7 protein-coding genes are annotated in these 17,973 nt (G+C 44.7%); 2 read left to right on the forward strand and 5 right to left on the reverse strand.

Annotated features, from left to right (window positions below; genetic code table 11):
* Positions 1-79: 79 nt before the first annotated feature.
* Complete coding sequence (locus ACJJH9_RS04990) at positions 80-3,070, reverse strand: intermembrane phospholipid transport protein YdbH family protein (RefSeq protein WP_444924507.1); 2,991 nt, start codon at positions 3,068-3,070, stop codon at positions 80-82.
* A gap of 995 nt (positions 3,071-4,065) precedes the next feature.
* Between ACJJH9_RS04990 and pepN the strand changes: the two genes are divergently transcribed.
* Complete coding sequence (gene pepN / locus ACJJH9_RS04995) at positions 4,066-6,696, forward strand: aminopeptidase N (RefSeq protein ID WP_444924508.1); 2,631 nt, start codon at positions 4,066-4,068, stop codon at positions 6,694-6,696.
* A 78-nt stretch (positions 6,697-6,774) separates the two neighbouring features.
* Here the strand turns inward: pepN and ACJJH9_RS05000 are convergent, their stop codons facing one another.
* From ACJJH9_RS05000 to ACJJH9_RS05010, 3 genes are all read right to left on the reverse strand, one after another.
* Positions 6,775-7,323: a histidine phosphatase family protein gene (locus tag ACJJH9_RS05000; protein WP_444924509.1), complete on the reverse strand. Its 549-nt coding sequence runs from the start codon at positions 7,321-7,323 to the stop codon at positions 6,775-6,777.
* 10 nt (positions 7,324-7,333) lie between these two features.
* A complete protein-coding gene (locus tag ACJJH9_RS05005; protein WP_444924510.1) occupies positions 7,334-8,899 on the reverse strand; it encodes a carboxylesterase/lipase family protein in 1,566 nt (521 codons plus the stop codon).
* A 542-nt stretch (positions 8,900-9,441) separates the two neighbouring features.
* Positions 9,442-13,821, reverse strand: coding sequence for a CapA family protein (locus ACJJH9_RS05010; RefSeq protein WP_444924511.1), 4,380 nt, complete (start codon positions 13,819-13,821; stop codon positions 9,442-9,444).
* Between the two features lie 574 nt (positions 13,822-14,395).
* Here ACJJH9_RS05010 and ACJJH9_RS05015 point away from each other — a divergent pair.
* Positions 14,396-15,667 carry an MDR family MFS transporter gene (locus ACJJH9_RS05015; protein WP_444924512.1) on the forward strand — a complete coding sequence of 424 codons (1,272 nt, stop codon included), beginning with the start codon at positions 14,396-14,398 and terminating at the stop codon, positions 15,665-15,667.
* A gap of 139 nt (positions 15,668-15,806) precedes the next feature.
* Here ACJJH9_RS05015 and ACJJH9_RS05020 read toward each other — a convergent pair whose 3' ends face one another.
* A complete protein-coding gene (locus tag ACJJH9_RS05020; RefSeq protein WP_444909060.1) occupies positions 15,807-17,843 on the reverse strand; it encodes an oxidoreductase in 2,037 nt (678 codons plus the stop codon).
* Between the last annotated feature and the right edge of the window lie 130 nt (positions 17,844-17,973).

Consider the following 17,973-nt stretch of genomic DNA (forward strand, 5'->3'; position numbering starts at 1 on the left):
ATTGTAATGGCTCTACCTTAACCCGCTCTGAATTAGTCGACCTTATGCACTAGTGGGGAGAGCCTACTGTACTAGCAACCTATTGGTCCAGTTGCTTTTCTAACGCAGTTGTCAGGTCACGGCTGGCCTGTAACGAGCGCAACATTGCAGGAATATTATTCTCAAGGTTGAGGTTAATAATCAGGTCTCTTTCTGAATCCATCGATTCACTACGCCCGACAAGTTTTAAGTTGAGTAATAGGTCTCCACTGGGAGGATATTGCAAATTGCCTTCCAGGGTGCGGAAGTCATAGTCTTCAAGGGCATTTGAGATCAGTTTCAGTTGGGGATTGCCCTTGAGCATCTGCTGAGAAAATGCACCATAATATCTTAGCTCTCCGCCAGGCTCGACTGCTTCCAAATGACCATTTTTAACGGTAATCCCTTGGGGGCCTGTGCTAATAGGTATGGTTAAGTTTAGACGTCCTTTGGCCTTGAAACTTTCCGATTCGGTTTCTTGAGCTAGCTTTTCAAGAGATACATGCTCTGCGTACAAGGTACTGTTGCGCTCTATATTATCCAGATTCCAATACAAAGCTTCGGAAGACAGTTTTCCATCAAGAAACTCTGCAGAAAAATCGTTTAGGATAAGATCTTGTGTTTTATTTACAGACAGAGAAAAGGACAAATTATTTAGAGGTAATCCTGCGTTGATGGATTCTATAGTCAGAGGCTGTGGTTTAGATGTAAACCATTTTCCTCTATGAGTTTCCACCAGAACATTCCCATTAACTCCTGCAGCGAAGCTACTATCGTAGATCGCAGCGATATTAGTTAAACTTATGTCGATAGTATCAGTTGATTGGCGAGGCCATGATATAGCGCCACTGGCAGAAAGACCCCCAGAAACGATATCTAAAGGTAAGCCTTGGAAAACCTTACTGAGGGGTGCTGCGGAATTGAACTCAACATATGGCAGTGAAAATTGAAAAGCGCCAACTGCTAACTCGATATCATGATGCAAACTTGATGTGAGTTGTAAATTACCGGCCTTAACTTGGCTTTGTCCCTCAAGCTTACTCCCGTCCAGGGAGAGAGAGCCAGTAAGAGAAGTCTCAAGGGTATAATTTTCAGGGGTAACGACCTTAAGTCTGTTACTACTAAAGTCACTGCTGAACTGTGTGCTATCTCTTGAAGATATTACTTTTATATTATTCAGATCTAGTGTTCCAGATAAAGTCGCATGCTCACTGGAGAGATTGCTAAAATGGTTGCTTGATTTTTCAATAATGCAACTTTTGATACCTGATAAAATTTCACAGTTGACTTTAGGTGCTATAAGTTCCGCTTCCCTAATCTTGAATTCTTTAGCTTTCAGCTCTCCAAGTGAGGCTTTAACTTGTTCCAATTTTAAATTCTGAATGTTGCCATCTTCCTGGAAGTGAATGGTAGATGAAATATCCACTTTTCTGAGAACAACACCCGCGGGCATATCAATTATTACAGGAGATTTGGCCTCGAACTTAAACCTGCACTCGGTAAAATTTTTGATGTTGCACTGAATGTGTTCAATTTTTGAAGAGGCTGAATTAGGGGTGTTTTTGGCTTTTAGCTGAGTGACAATTAATCCATCGTGAATTTGTAAGTTGAAGGAGTTGGATTCCGAGGGGCTCCCGGTAATATGAATGTTCTTCTTAACTTCGGCTTGAATATGATTATGATTTAACCCGCTGGTGAGTAAGGGAGACTCTTCTTTCAGACCGGTTATTTCTGCATCAAACAGTAAATTGCTTTTTGGTAAGATAGCTAGACGAATTTGCTCAAGCCAGTTTTTATTTATAGACGATGTTTCGGTAAAATTTAAGTGAGCCTCACTTTGAAAACTGAGATATCCTTTGGGATTGGTAATTTCGAGTGAAGGAAAGTAATTCTTAGTCAAAAGGGGCTTGATTAGTGGTTCTGCGCCAGCCAGATCGACAGAGCCCTTCAATTGGAACTTAGGGTTGGGTGTTAGATCGCTATATTCGAACCTAAGATTTGCCAAAAGATTTTTGCTGCCTGAATCTTTTAGTGTTGAAACCTCAATTGAGCCAGAACCAGTGACGGACTCTAACTGAATAGGATTTAGAGTCTTTAGTTTGAGTTCTATGGGGGACTTAGTTGACAAGTGAGCTTGTATCTTTTTATTGGAAGATTCAATGGGTAAGATCAATCCCAGGTTATCACTCTCAACTTTAAATAGAATATCCTGATAGTTTGCCTTGGATAAGATTTCGTCTGGAATGAAGGCGCGAGCATTAATCAGTATACTCCCACTGGCTCTCATTCCATCTACAGGGGTTTCGGCCAATACTTCAGAGATGTTTAGAATCGACTCAATGGAATTTAGGTTTGATGATGCACTCGCATCTAGTTTCCATTGATTTTTATGGGTTTTGGATATATCTATTTCCAGTCGAGAAGGTTCTTTAATTAAGTCAGAGCTTATTTCTGTAACTGTAGTAATGTCGCTTGAAGTCAAATTGGCTTTTAGTGAAAGTTCGTGATTTCCGGTTTTGACTGAGCTGAAAGGTGTTTGTATATGGATCTCTGTATTATGCCGGTTAATTTTCAGCGGGCCAGCCTTCAAATCACCACCAAATTCAATTTCTCTTACGAATACTGATCCGGGTATAAAGTTTATTATATTCTGAGTTAAATTACTTAAGGTGAGAGTGTTTTCTTTAGAGGGTATCTTTTCAGTTTTGTTAGGTTTGCTTGATGTAGAGTTTTTTATTTCAGAGTATGTGAGTTTGCCAATTGATAGCTCAATCTTTTGGGTATTATCCCGATCAAAAATAATATGAAAAGGATAGAGTATTTTAACCTTGTTCAGGATAAGGCTATTTTTTCGGTTGGACTGAAGGCGGACTTGTTCGATAGAAGCTTCCTTGATGCCTAATTTCAATCCGGATAATTGCTGAATAACAACTTCGCCTGCAAATAGGTTGATCATCTGAGAGACAACAATATCTTTTTTCCACCAACTACCAACTAGAAAGGTAGCTAAGAGTACTGTAGTCACAATGATAAGAATACGGGGTTTTCGCACTTTAAAACTCTTAACTTATAGAGTGGAGGTGATTTCGTATAATCGCTAAAAACTGTAGCAGTCATGTAACGGGTTAATAGCGTCTTTTGCAGATCTGTAACAAGATATCTTATCAGACTGTCAGGATAATACTTTGTGAGAATTAGATTATTGACTACAAAGATGGTTCACTTGCCCACCAAAATGAGAAATGAATATTGGGTCATAAGGTGTAAGCCACTCTGTCCTGCAGCAGTTTTAGGTGTCATTGCATCTGTTATTATTCTCCGGCTTTGGGGGTAAAAGCCAGAAAGCAACAGGCTTAGCCATGCAGTCCCATTCGAATGAAGTATTAAGGCTGTATTGGGCTTTGATAGCAATGCAGATACATCATGAGAGAGGGGTATCTTGACCTGCAACACCTGGAATCTTTTGTAGGCTCACTCAGTGATTAAGGTGCATATTAAATAGTTTTAAGCTATCAGTAGGAGCCTTATAATTGTTTTTGTTGTGAGGGCTCTCACGTACGATAGGGGGCAGTCCGCACGTGGTTAAGGTTGCTGTCCAGGCTGAAATCTGCCACAGGAGTGGCGGGCGGGTAACTAGAAGTTTTCATTGATTAGAAGATGATCAGTTTACCCCTACTAAACCACTGCCTCTGTCAATGGACCAACAAACAGTCCAAGAACCCCATTCTTATCAAACTAAAAATATAAGATTTTTAGTCGGTGATTGGTGGAGAGAGGCTTACATAGCTAAAAAATTGACCATCCGCTAGAGGGATAAACACGGCGATGATTCTGGGTGGGTATTGAATCTGTTTAGGAAGCGTTGCTTGAGCTGTGCAAAATGAGCCTAATTTGTGATTGGTAAACGGGGGATGGATCTTAAAGATATTCAAGATTAGAAGAGGTATTATCTATTTATGTTTTCTTTAGCCTGTGTTGGCATATGCGAGCCCAATTTACACGGAATTAATCTTCCATGGGGGCGAATTGAATGAGGATATCTAAAAAATGCAAGACGCTCAGCCGAAGACTATTTACCTCAAAGATTATCAAGTACCAGATTATCTGGTAGATAGCACAGATCTTCATTTTGAATTGGAGCCCAAGGCGACTCTGGTAAAGTCACAGCTAAAAATCCGTAGGAACCCCAAGGCGGGTCAAGGTTTGCCGCCTTTACTTCTGGATGGCGTCGATTTAGAGCTGTTATCTATTGCAATTGATGGTTCAATTCTTCCCGAGGTCTCATATCAAGAAACCCTCCAGGGATTGTCTATATTGGTGGATAAGCCTGAATTCATATTGGAAATCCATAATAGAATTAATCCTGAAGATAATACTTCTTTAGAAGGTTTGTATCTTTCAAATGGTATGTATTGCACACAATGTGAGGCAGAAGGGTTTAGAAAGATAACTTTTTACCCCGATCGTCCGGATGTGATGTCGAAATTCACCACTACTATCGTTGCGCCAAAAGATCATCCTGTATTGCTATCCAATGGTAATCAGATTGATTTTGGCGATTGTGAGGATGGTCGTCATTTTGCGACCTGGGAGGATCCTTTTGCGAAACCATCTTATCTATTTGCTTTGGTGGCAGGGAATTTGGAAAATGTAGAGGATACTTTTGCTACTAGTAGCGGGCGTGAAGTAAAACTGCAAATTTTTACTGAAGCAAAAAACATCGGTAAATGCGAGCATGCCATGCGCTCCCTGAAAAAGGCTATGAGTTGGGATGAGGAAGTATATGGCAGAGAATATGATCTAGATATTTTTATGATCGTGGCGGTAGATCATTTCAATATGGGGGCCATGGAAAATAAAGGGCTAAATATCTTCAATTCAGCTTGTGTGCTGGCGAGTCCTGAGACAGCAACCGATTCTGCCTTCCAGAGAATAGAATCTATCGTTGGGCATGAGTACTTTCATAACTGGTCGGGAAATAGAGTTACATGCCGGGATTGGTTTCAGCTCAGTTTAAAAGAAGGTTTTACGGTGTTTCGTGATGCCGAATTTTCTGCTGATATGAATTCTCGGGCTGTTAAGCGTATCGAAGATGTTTCACTATTACGAACCAACCAGTTTGCTGAAGACGCGGGCCCCATGTCTCACCCAATAAGGCCAGATTCATACATAGAGATTTCCAATTTCTATACATTAACAGTATATGAAAAAGGTGCGGAAGTAGTCCGGATGTTGCACACCCTATTGGGGAAGGAGAAGTTTCGCAAAGGTAGCGATCTCTATTTTGAACGACATGATGGAAGTGCAGCAACCTGTGAAGATTTCATCCTGTCGATGGAAGATGCTAATCAGGTAAACCTCACCCAGTTTCGACATTGGTATAGTCAAGCTGGAACTCCAATCTTAGAGGTTACAGACAGCTTTGATCAAGCAACGGGCAGATATAGCCTCAAAGTTTCTCAGTCTTGCCCAACTAGGGCGAACCAGGATCAAAGTCTACCACTTCATATCCCGATTAAAATTGGTTTGCTGGATGTGGATGGAAATGACTCTATCCTCAACAATGGAGGGGACATTGAGGAAGTTCTGGAGGTTACTCAGCCTGAGCAACTCTTTGAGTTTAGTGGATTTCGGAAAAAACCCCTGCCATCACTTCTGCGTGATTTTTCTGCGCCTGTCAAGGTTCGTTACCCCTATACCGGGAAACAGTTGATTTTCCTGATGCGAAATGATTCAGATACGTTTAACCGTTGGGATGCATCGCAGCGTCTTGCATTTATGGCCCTTACACAACTACAGCAAGACTATCGTAGTGGAGAGGCACTTCAGTTACAGCCTGAACTGATAGAGGCATACCGGGATGTGCTAATAGATAGCACACTAGATCCCGCCTTAGTGGCAGAAATACTACGATTGCCAAGTGAGCAATCCGTTGCAGAGATGAATGATCTTATTGATGCTGAAGCGATAGTTGTAGCGCGAGATTTCGCCTTAAAAACTTTGGCAACGGCATTGGCTCCTGAGCTGTTACAAAGATATACAGCGTTGGATCACCAGAAACCCTATAGTCCCAATGCAAAAGATATTGCTGAGCGAAGCTTGAAAAATACTTGCTTATCTTATCTTGCAGCTACAGAAAAAGATGATGCGTTAAATATTGTACAAAAGCAGTTTGAGACAGCTGGGAATATGACTGATAGCGCCGCAGCACTTAGTGCATTGATTAACTACGGAAGTGCTCCGAAGGTTGATTCGGCAATACAAGAATTCTATCAGCGCTGGAAAGATGATACTCAAGTTGTGGAGCTTTGGTTAGGGCTGCAAAGTAGCAGTGCCCGAAATGGAATTCTTGCCAATATCAAAAATTTAATAAAGCATCCCTCCTTTGAGATTAAAAATCCAAATAAAGTTCGAGCTGTACTCGGTGGCTTTGCTAATCGAAACTTTAAGCAATTTCATAAGGAAGATGGTAGCGGCTTCTTCTTTATTGCTGAGCAGGTCGTTATGCTAGATAAAATTAATCCACAGATAGCAGCACGGCTTGTTGTGCCGATTACACGCTGGCAAAAATACAGTGATGATCTTTCGGGTAAAATGAGAGAGGCTCTTCAGGGTATTCTTGATTCTGGTGGGTTATCTAAGGATGTTTTTGAGGTGGTGAGTAAAAGTATAAACTAAAGCTCAGTTGTCAAGTTTGTTAAATGGGGCGATAAATTGCCCCATTTGTGACTTGAGCGTGAAGTACTCTAAATTTCTTTATAATATTGGTCTTATCCGCTCGCTGCCAAGTCTAACTAAGTTAAGTTTTTCGTTGAGTAGTTTTAGTTCGGTAATGGATGTGTAGTCAGGACGGAACTGCTGAATTTTAGAGTTATCCAGAACATGTGCTACTACAGAATTGATTACCATAAAGTGGCAAAATACTATAGTGTCTTCTTGAACACTTAAAAGATAGTGAATGATTCCGTCACGCCACTTCTTTTGTTGTGTATTGTTGGGGTCCCAATTCTGATCTAATAAAGAACGTAGCCAAGGTAAGCGTTGCTGTAGTGTGACCCCTTTGGGTGTAGGGATTTCGCTGACTCTGTTTTCTAAAGTAACGATTTTCCTCCACTTCTCTGCTAAAGGTTGTGCAGTTTGCTGTGCGCGAATTTTGGGACTGCTAACTATATTGAGATCCGTATTTTCAGTGAAACTTTGAGCTAAAGTTGAGGCTTGTTTATGTCCCAAGGTGGTGAGAGTTGGGTCAGGTATTAGAGGACCTTTTTCGGCCTCACCATGACGGGCAAGTAGAATTTTTATCATGCTTTTGATTTTATAGGTATTTATTTAAGGCTTCATTGGGAATATCTTGCCATAAGTTGAGTAAATCCGTGGCATTAAATTCTCTAGAGGTTGAATTTTGGCCTAATCGCTTACTGTTGGTGCCTGAATAGACAGCCCAATCCCCTCCAGGAGTACCTATTTCAGCAAAGCTAAGCCAGGCTCCCTGAATAGAGGCGCTGAGCAGATGGGCCTCGGTTTCTCCACCGTACAGCATCTTAAGAGAATCTTCGCCATGGGTTCCAAATACATAGCCGAGCTCTACTGCATGACAAGCCCCTAACAGAGGTTGAGAGGCAAGGGGTTGTGTGAAATGGTAGTGAAAACAATTACCGGGATATCCATTGAGATGCCTGAGGCCTGGGAGGGTAAATACCATATCTGTAAGCATTAGATTCCAGGTTTTACTCCATATTGGCCAATGATTATCTTTAGTTATAGAGGCTTGTTGATAATAATAATTGATAATGGGTTTTAGCTTATCTTCAGGAATTAACCACTCTAGGTGTTTACAAATCTTTTGATAAGTAAGTGTATATATTTCCGGATTGGATGCACTAAACAAATTCCATTCTTCTAGATTGCTTCCTAAAAGGAGTGGGAGGCCTTTTTCTGTTGGTTTTCTACTAAGTTTTGTATCTTCTATAAGTTTATTGTCAATAACGGGTTTAAACGGAAGTTTTCCCCATTTTTGATGTAGCTGTGTAGCTTCTAGAATTTTTTTCTGTGCTTGTAAAAGTTCTTTTGCTGTATAGTGATAAAGTGATTTTCCTTTACTTATTTTCCTGAGATGAAAAGTAAAGGCTTCTGCCATCTGGTTTGCCTGCTCGATAGAGTGAAGGGCTCTGGGGTGGCCGCTTTGCACAATGGCACGGGCATATAATCCTTGGCATTCAGAAATATTCAAAATAGAGGCGATACTCATAGCGCCTGCAGACTCGCCAAAAAGTGTTATATTGTCTGGGTCTCCACCAAATACGGAGATGTTATTCTTTACCCACTTAAGTGCGGCAATTTGATCCAGAATGCCCTCATTACCGGTAGAGGGAATCTCGCTGATGTCCTTGAGGCGTAAAAACCCAAAAGAGCCTAGTCGATAGTTGAATGTAATGATGATGGCCCTGCCACTGGCAGCTAAGTAACTACCATTGTAAATAGGTTGACAGCCAGAGCCCATATAGAAAGATCCCCCATGAATCCAGAACATAACTGGAAGCTTCTGTGAGGGGTTGACTGGGGGAGAAAAAATGTTGAGATGTAAACATTCCTCCCGCTCAGGAATTTCGCCATCTCGTCCTCGGACTTCCATTAATGTGGATGGGTTTTGCGCAGCCGGCATGCCGAATTCTTCTGCATGATATGGAGTTGTCCAGGGGGGTAGCTCTTCAGGAGGACTCCAGCGTAGTTCTCCTACGGGGGGGCGGGCATAAGGTATCCCAAGAAACTTATGGATCCCCAATTTCAAATCACTTTTACCGATGATGGGGCCAGAGCTAGTTTCAATTATTGGCGTCAGATTTTTATTTAAGTGTTTGCCAATATCTGGATCCTTAGTCATTTCTGGCGCCCCTATCTCTAAAGCGAAATCTCAGATTTGTTTTTTCAGTGTGAATGGTTGCATGACTGTTACAGGCTCAACTGAAATCATATTTACAAAAAGGCGCTGTTGGGGAGTGCATACTTCTACCCTGAGTGTAATTTTAATGAGGTGAATTATAATTTAGTCAGCGGATTGCTGGCGGTGGGGTATTAGCTGTCTATTAGTCTGAGGTTTGTTTAGATTAGGGTTTTGAAGGATGATTAGTCATGGGGGAGTACACTGCTGGTCGGGTATTAAGCGATGGCCTTAAGAAGTGGTTGGAGATTTCATGAATTTTATGTTGCAAGCTGATTGGTCATGTTACATTCATAAAAAATTCATATTTTCAAATTTCTTGTCTTTGAAAACGCTGACTTCACTATTTATAACGTTTATGAGAAACATACCTCGTTTGAGATAATTTGTCCCACTTTTTAGTCGCTTGTTATTCTTATGAGATTGAAGATCTTCATGCGTTCCCTTAATGATGACCACTGTAACTTAGTTTGTGTGTTTAGTGATCATATCCAGTTGATATATTGTGGTGGAGAGATGGTTGCTTGTTGCTTGGGCTTCGCATTCAAATTGATTTTTTGAAGTTTAGAAACTGCCTCTTCAATATTGCCATTCATTGCATAGATGATACTAATTACTGCTGCTATGCGATATAAAACTTCGTTACTTGAGTTTGGTAAACTTATCTCTAATTCTCGGTTTGGTAACTGTAGGGAAACCGAGTCATCATTGTCGTTTGCGCATGTTTTATTGATACGGACTTCGGCATTAGTGCTTTCCCCAAATAGAATAACTCTTCGAGCGTGTTTCTTAGCCTTTTTGAATATATAGTCAAAGCATTGAAGGTGTTCTCCAACTATTGCAATAGCAGGACCGGTTAAACCTTCAAAGATTCGGGAACACAATTTGGCCATGTCGGCTACTGAAGTTGCCGTTTGGTTAGTGGACGGTAAATCAATTTCAGTAATTAAAGATATTGTCGGTTTAATACGATGTGTAATTGGCCCAGGCTTCATACTGAGGGCACTTTGCGTAACTTCAATAATCGCAGCTTCATGATCCTTATTTAGACTGGCCAACACACATGGGGCTGCTATGCATGAGTTGTCTGCATCAGAATTGGTTAGAACTTTATCCTTTGGACCAAGTGTATGTGTGATCATGTTTCGTATAGGAAGCCCCTCTGATGTGCCAGTAATAGCAATGACTTCACCATCGAAACGCTCGCGGGCTGCAAAACCTAGCTCTATGATCGTCTTAAGAGGGTCATCCACCTTTAACACTGGCAGTCCTTTAGGCAGTCCGGGGATAGGGCGTGAGACTATAGCTCCGGCAATTCGGTCAGCAAACGATGGTAGTTTTTTGTGAGAATCCCAGAATTTTGCTGAGACCTTCGGAATCGGCGCATGGTAGGAGCGATCCAAGTTTGTATGTGCAACGAAGAGAACTGGCTCTGATGATGCTTCAATAAATCCACTATCTGAAACTACACTGCTTACGAACCACTCTTTATCTTTAGGGGGAGGTTCCAGCCAGGTGCCTCCAGAGATAGTGGCCAGCTGTTCTGCATTCCAAGTTTGCCCAGGTAGATGATTATAAATAATGTCTGGAAACTTGGTTCTATAAACTGGAATTTTGCTCTTTTGGTATTCACGTTGCGGAGTGAGGCTTAGTTTGCTCATTACTCCTGGAATAGGTATTGGCTTGATTTTAGTTTTATTGGAAATCAAACCGACATATAGATGTAGCTTCGCATCACTAAGATCTCTGCTTGCAGGGGCTCTAAGCCCAAAAAAATCACGGTAAATCGTGTTGGGCTCCCAGTGGCTAGTGGGGAGCTGCCAGTCACAGGGGTCGTGATCCATAGAGGTTCCCCAGCAGGGCATGGAACTCTGCAAAGTTGGTATAGCGCGGAAGTCCAGTCTGAAGTCCTCAGAGAGTTTACTTTCGATTTTCCAAAAGGACTCCACCCATAGCATCTGCCGGGATATTAGCTCTCTAGGAGTTAATTTAACCCCCAGTAGCACTAGAGGGCCAATTTTTTGGGGGGGGATTTGGGCATCAACAGGTACCGAAGGAACCTGCCATTGGGGGTTTATTGGGCGTTTTGCTAATATCTTTTCTTGCCGATAAGTGGTTTTCCTACTAATAGAGAGTTTTCTTGCCAGGCGTGAGGGCGGAGTAAGCTTTAGATTGGCTGTGCCGTCTTCACATAAATTGAGTTGGGTTCCCAGTGACAAACAAATTTGGGAAAACCTTTTACAGTGTGCTTTAGCAGCTTCACCATATAATTGCTTTGAGTAGCCAAAACCAGCTTCAACAGGAGCAAATGTGATTTGCTCAATGCCACTGGTACTTAGGTGCAGGCGAAAAACGCCACTATCGGACACGCTTTCACGGATACAATCAAAGAGTAAGTCCCCGGCACCGTGGATAATAGGGCGCTGTTGATAGAGTTCTATACCTTGTAGATTGTGACTGCCAGAGCCCAGAATACCATCTGCGCCAGCCTCTATAATTTTGTGGGCTGCGATGACTTGCTGCGGACAGGGGTGAGCCTTAGGGTTTGCTTCCCAGTGCACGGCTACCAGAACCACCTGGGCTTTCTTGCGAGCTGCAGTAATAAGGGGCCGCAGAGTGTCGTACCATAGCTCTGGTACTGATAGGGGGAGGTGAGCACAACCAGGATGCGTGGGGCCGGCAGCATAACGAGGCTGACTGGCATCAAGAGAGAATATCGCTACATTGATATTTCCAGCAGGTCTGATTACAGGGCTGAGTGCCTCCTCTAGATTCCTGCCGGAACCTGAATGTCCAATCCCTGTGCAATCAAGCCACTGCCCCTGTTCCATTAATGCGGCAGGCCCATAATCGCCACTGTGATTGTTAGCTGTACCGGCTATGTCTATTCCTGCATGAATGAGTATGGACAGCATCTCTGGTCTAGCGCGGTAATAACATGGGGAGGCCTCTCCCTTTGGAATACCCTGCTCACCGCTAGTGGCGATCACGCACTCCAGATTGATAACGCTGAGATCGGCATTATTCATTGCTGGGACATGCCCCAGAACCTGTTCAATGCCCAGCTGGGCTGTACGGTAGTGTTGTCTGCGCCCCAGATTTACATCACCGCCCCAGGCAATCACTGGCTGATCTTGAACGATAGGGGGCGCGGTGGCTTGCCCATCAGTAATGATTTTGGAATGGTATAGATTGGCGGTTGCCCCTGTTTTTTTAGGTGCTTGGGATAAAAGATATTTCCTATAGGCGATCAAGCTAGAAAGACAATGACTCACTTCGTCTAATCTGACCCTGAAGTTTTCATGGCGAGTAAAAAAACTGCCAGTGACTCTCGTCGGATTCTTAAAGAACATGGCAATCTCAGGCCAAAAATAGCCGTTTAATAGGTGATTGGCCCTACCATGTAATGCACGATAAAAGTGTTCAAGATCAATTTGGTCCAGTAGATATTGATATGCCTCTTGGGTGTTTAGATCCGAGATCATCTTTGCCGCAGCTATCATTAACTCGAGTAACCTTGGGGATGCAGTTATATGCTTCTCGACAAAGTCCAGAATACTGGCAAAGTTACGGATACCGAACTGATAGTATTTCTCCTTCGGCCTATAAATCGTGAGCAGGTTTACACAGTGGCTCACCCAGTGATCGTGAGTGCGCCAGTGCTCAGTCGCTATAAAATGATCCAAGCTTTTCTCTACCAGCGTTAACCAGCGCGGATTCTTATCCCAGCCATAAAGACATATTAATGCGAAAGCTGCTTTACCCAGAGGGTTATTCGAGGCCGGCTGTTGTTTAATGGTGAGAGAAGAAAACTCCAGAGCAAGGGGAAGCTGCCCAGTGTCCAGGTTTTGTATAAATTCTATGCCCCTGGCTAATTGCTCCATCAGGTCTGCATAAGTCCTGCACTGCAAAGCCTCAGAATATTTAACCAGAGCTAATAGGCTTGCCGCGTTACTAGCTAGGTTGATTTCACTATGCTGTTCTACCCAAAAGGCAGCGGCTTCACTTGTGTTTGGGAAAGTTATTTGGATTAATTTAGAGGTAAGATATTTCAATGCCTCCTCTATGGCTTCCAATAGAGAATACTCTTTGGTGACTTCCCAGGCCTCAACCATCGCGCAGATGCTACTTGCGTTGCATAAGTTTTTGTTATTGATGATCTCTTGATCGAAACAGGCATACCATCCATAGTGAAAATGCCCACTGGGCTTTACCTGACTAGCTAGATAATGGCTGCTACTTTCAATAATCTTTGTAACATTCTGGCTATCCAGCTCTTCAATAACCCGGCGTCCAGTATTCAATCCCGATTCATATAGGCACAAAGGCTCCAGTTCTTTTTCACAAAAAAGCCCTGCAGTGGTCAGAAGTACAATGCTTCGTTCATCGGAGAAATCCAGATCTTCTTGCTGGTTAAAACGTTTCTTGAAGTATGAAGTAAAATTCTTTTCATTGAGGAATCCATGCTCGATTTTATCGCCGCCATGTAGCATGGCATTCCCGTTAAGCTCTTGTTCGAGAAAAGCAAATTTGCAATCGACATCCAATGCAAGGCCGTAGCGGAAGTAGGAGCGCTTGGTGTCCTGGAGAAGTTCATGTAAACCGGCAAGAGTCATTGTGCTCCTGCGGGTAACCCAATCTACCCGTAGCCAGCAGGGTTCTATTTTGGAGCTTTTAGCTGCCTTATGGGTAATTTCAGTGAGAGTCTGCCAAGCGCTTGGGAAGTCCTTAGCATGGGTGTGCCGTACTTGAGCTCGTTGCTTGGCGTCACTGATAGAAAAAAAAAGCGTATAGGGTGGGCTGAGATCACGCAGTGCCCGTTCTACCATGGGGCGTGCTCGTCTAAGCATGCTGGATAGGGACATGTCGCTATTATTCTCTGTGGATCGGGGTGACGGCTACATTATTCGTATAGCTTTGCGGGGTAACTAAAAGAGGACTTTCCTGCTGGAGTATAGACATGCGAACAGATTCTGCTGGTAATGAGAGAAATCTTGCAGGAAAAATCTGATCAGATAAATTTTTTATGAATATAGAAAATTAGGTTTTCAAAACTAATCCACTTGGATAGTATTAGGGATACCGCGCTTAAGAATGGAAGGCACGCAAAGTGCCGAAGGTTCTCACAATTAACCCTTAAGCAACTTAAAAGGGTTAACTCCAGGTTGAATGAGTTTGCAGGTTATACGCTTGCCAATCCCTAAAACCCGAAAGGCGACCCTTTCGGGTTTTTTGTCAGAAAACTATTAACCGACCAATTAAAAATTGGTTCTCGCGGTTGATTACCCTGTCGACTTTTAAGGCGGCACATGGGCGTTAAGTCTGTGTGAAGGGTTGTCCTCCCTGGTTTTGTTTGAATCTTACTACCAGGTGCGGAGCTCAAAGAGTCTTAGAGGGCCTTTAGAGAACAAGGAAGAAATAGAAGTGGAGTATTAGGCAATGCGTTGGAATTGGTGGCAGAACCTCAGGGGATTTCCTCCTCTGGTCTGGATAATATTAGTAGGCAGTTTTTTTAGTCGTGGCACTTATTTTATGGTTTGGCCTTTTCTGGCCATTCTTCTTTTCAATAAATTTGAGTTGGGTGCAGCGGAAATTGGTTTGATTCTCAGTGCCTCAGCAATTGGTGCGGCGCTATTGGGCTTTTTTGTGGGGGCCTTGTCTGATCGCTATGGGCGTCGGAATATCCTGCTATTAGGTTCGCTAATAAACTTATGTTCTTTTGCGCTGTTGGCAGTGACCCAGACATTAGCGGGATTTATTCTGGCGATGACTCTTTGCTCAATTGGTCGCGCTGTTTGGGAACCGCCAGCCAGCGCATTGATTGGCGACTTAATGGATAACCAGGCGAGTCGTGAGTTAGCTCTGCAGCTGCGTTACTTCCTTATTAATGCGGGAGCGGCATTAGGGCCCATTGTTGGTGTCTGGGCGGGGCTTAGTGCGCAGCAGTCCACCTTTGGCTTAACTTCTCTCAGTTATCTGCTTTTGGCGCTGGCGTTTATTTGGGGATTTGCAAAAACAGAGAAGGGACAGCTCTCAAAGAGCAATGGTGATGGTTCTGTCGATTTAGGCAGTACCCTGGCGATATTGCGCAGGGACCATGTGTTTATGGTGGTGATTGTTGCCAATATTCTCACGATGTTTATCTATGCCCATATGGATTCCAGTCTGGTGCAATATCTGACACGGGCGGAGGCCCCGCGATTGGTTGAGCTGATATCCAGTATGATCTTTGTGAACGCAATGACCATCGTGTTATTGCAGTTTCCACTTATGCAATTGATGCGCAAGCTGGATATTAATGGGCGAATTATGATCGGGCTGGTGATATTGGCCGCGGCACAAATGTGGTTTGCCCTCAATCCGGTGCACTGGTTTTGGGGCTGGATGGGGGCGACCTTTGTCCTCAGTTTGGCTGAAGCGATTCTCTTTCCAACCATGAGTGTACAGATAGATCGGTTGGCGCCTGAGCATTTACGCGGTACCTATTTTGGGGCCTCTTCCTTTTACGCTCTTGGTTGGGCCCTGGCTCCTTTGGCTGGAGGGGTGGTTTTAGAGTGGTGGGGTGGACCGATGCTTTATTGGATGTTGCTGGCGCTTTGCGGTGTCGTATTCGCGCTTTATCGCACAACAGCTTACCTCTCCCGCCCACAGTGGCCGGAGCAGAAAGAGCAGACAATCTCTTCAGGTGAAAATGCCAAAATCACTGGATAGTTAAAAAGAGGTTTTTCAGATATAGAAATAGATGGAGTCTGTGAGGCATAAAAAACGGGAAATCCAGTAGTAAGCATGGAATTTCCCGTTCTGATTTGCCTGAGAAAATCCCCGACAAGAATATTGCCGGGGAATTTTTTTAGATCTCTGCGGCGAGGCGTGAGCCTTGATCAATGGCGCGCTTGGCGTCGAGCTCCGCGGCCTCGTCGGCACCACCGATCAGGTGGGTCTTCACTCCGCGTTCCTGCAATGCTTCATAGAGTTTGCGAGCAGGTTCCTGGCCAGCGCAGACAATAATGTTATCCACCTCTAGCAGTCGCTCTTCATCGCCTACGCGAACATGCAATCCCTGCTCGTCAATTTTGTCGTAAAGAGCACCGGCAATCATCTCAACCTTGCGGTGTTGCAGGCTGCCACGGTGAATCCAGCCAGTGGTTTTACCCAGGCCCGCACCCACTTTGGTGGTTTTACGTTGTAGCAGATAAACCTGGCGAGGGGTGCTTACCGCTTCGCGGGGTTTCAGGCCAGAGCGCTGTTCCAGCTCAATATCCACACCCCATTCACTAAAGAACTCTTCTTTATCGCTGGCAACTACTTCCTCTTCGGTGGAGTGGGGGCCGTCGTGAGTCAGGTATTCCGCTACGTCGAAACCGATACCGCCCGCGCCGATAATGGCCACTTTTTCACCGACTGGTTTCTTGTGCTTCAGTACGTCCAGATAACCCAACACCTTGTCGCTCTCAATACCGGGGATCGGTGGAGTGCGCGGCTCGATACCGGTGGCGATTATCACTTCGTCAAAAGACTGCAGGTCTTCTGCGGTAGCGATAGTGTTGAGTTTGACCTCAACGCCAGTCACTTCCAGGCGGCGTTTGAAGTAGCGCAGGGTTTCCTGGAATTCTGCCTTGCCGGGAATCTGCTTGGCGATATTAAACTGGCCACCGACTTTGTCGCTGCCTTCAAACAGGGTTACCTGGTGTCCGCGCTCGGCGGCAACGGTGGAGGCAGCCAAACCAGCGGGGCCGGCACCGATAACAGCAACTTTTTTCACGTTTTCGGTAGGCAGGTAGTTCAACTCAGTCTCATGACAAGCGCGTGGGTTGACCAGGCAGGAGGTGAGCTTCAGCTGGAAGGTGTGATCCAGGCATGCCTGGTTACAGCCAATACAGGTATTGATTTCATCGGCGCGGCCCTCTGCGGCCTTGTTGACGAAATCGGAATCTGCCAGGAATGGACGCGCCATGGAGATCATATCGGCCTGCCCGGAGGCCAGCACTTCTTCGGCCACTTCCGGCACATTGATGCGGTTACTGGCAACTACCGGGATAGACAGGTGCTGTTTCACCTTGGCGGTAATATCGGTAAATGCGGCGCGGGGTACATTGGTGGCGATAGTGGGAACGCGCGCTTCGTGCCAGCCGATACCGGTATTGATAATCGTGGCGCCGGCTTTTTCGATAGCCTGGCCCAGGGCAACCACTTCGTCGAAGTCACTGCCGTCTTCCACCAGGTCCAGCATGGACAGGCGGTAGATAATAATAAAGTCTTCGCCAACAGCCTCGCGCACACGGCGAACGACTTCGATCGGCAGGCGGATACGATTCTCGAAGCTGCCGCCCCACTCATCGGTACGTTTGTTGGTGCGCTTTACGATGAACTGGTTAATAAAGTAACCCTCGGAGCCCATGATCTCTACGCCGTCGTAGCCGGCTTCGCGGGCCAGGGTAGCGCAGCGTACGTAATCATCGATCTGGCCTTCGATTTCCTCACTGGTTAGCTCGCGCGGAGTGAAAGGGTTGATCGGAGCCTGGATGGGGGAGGGAGCAATCAGGTTTTCGTTGTAAGCGTAGCGGCCGGTGTGCAGGATCTGCATACAGATTTTGCCGCCTTCGGCATGAACGGCCTCGGTCACTTCCCGATGCTGTTGCGCCTCTTCTGGGGTGTTCATTTTAGAGGCACCCTTAAATACGCCACTCTCTTCGTTGGGCGCGATACCCCCCGTTACAATCAGGCCAACGCCACCGCGGGCGCGCTCAGCGTAGAATGCCGCCAAACGGGTAAAGCCACCGGGGTGTTCTTCCAGGTTGGTGTGCATGGAGCCCATCAGCACCCGGTTTTTCAGGGTGGTGAAGCCCAGGTCCAGGGGGGCAAGCATATTAGGGTAGGCTTGGGACATGGCAAAATTCTCTTCTTGTAACCTTTGGGGTTCATTTATATATGCAAAAAAGTGCATATCGTTGCCCAGCAGGATAACAAGAGCCTTTGACGCGAAACAGTGACCTTTCCGGTCGAATTCAGTGATCAAT

Source organism: Microbulbifer mixtoriginis (SeqCode) (assembly GCF_052466715.1).